The following is a 497-nucleotide window of genomic DNA, read 5'->3' as shown; positions in this document are numbered from 1 at the left end:
ACACTTAGTAGTGGTATCGATTCTTCTTATTTTACTGCAAAAATGGCGTTAAAATATAAAGAATTAGAAAAAACTTTAAAGACATTTACAGTGGGTTATGGCGAGAATGATCCAGAAATTATTGGGGCAAGAGAAACATCTGAATATTTAAAAACAGATCATCATGAAGTAATTGTTAAACCAATTGATTTATTGGAATTATGGCCAGAAGCAATTTGGGCAATGGAAGATCCAGTGGGAAGGGATCAATATCCATGTGTGGTAGCCTTAGCTAAATATGCTTCTAATTTTGTAGATCAGCTGTATTTTGCTAATGGTCCTGATTCTACATATGGTGGTTTAGATGACCATATGTGGATAAATAATTTTAATAATAATAAGTATTCTAAAGAGGATGTTCAGGAATATTTGAATTATCTGAGATCAAGCACCGAATGTAATCCAGAAAATACCTTATATTTAAGAACTAAGGACGAAAACATTCCAAAACCTTTAGT

General features: G+C 32.0%; 1 protein-coding gene. It reads left to right on the top strand.

Annotated features, from left to right (window positions below; translation table 11 throughout):
* The coding region (locus HUN22_RS17665) for an asparagine synthase-related protein (RefSeq protein ID WP_217488229.1) at positions 1-497 on the top strand (497 nt) is incomplete at both ends.

It is taken from the genome of Acinetobacter lactucae (assembly GCF_013344765.1).
Classification (GTDB): Bacteria; Pseudomonadota; Gammaproteobacteria; order Pseudomonadales; family Moraxellaceae; genus Acinetobacter; species Acinetobacter lactucae_A.
Note: the sequence above shows the minus strand (reverse complement) of the source record. Positions and strands in the feature narration are given on the sequence as shown.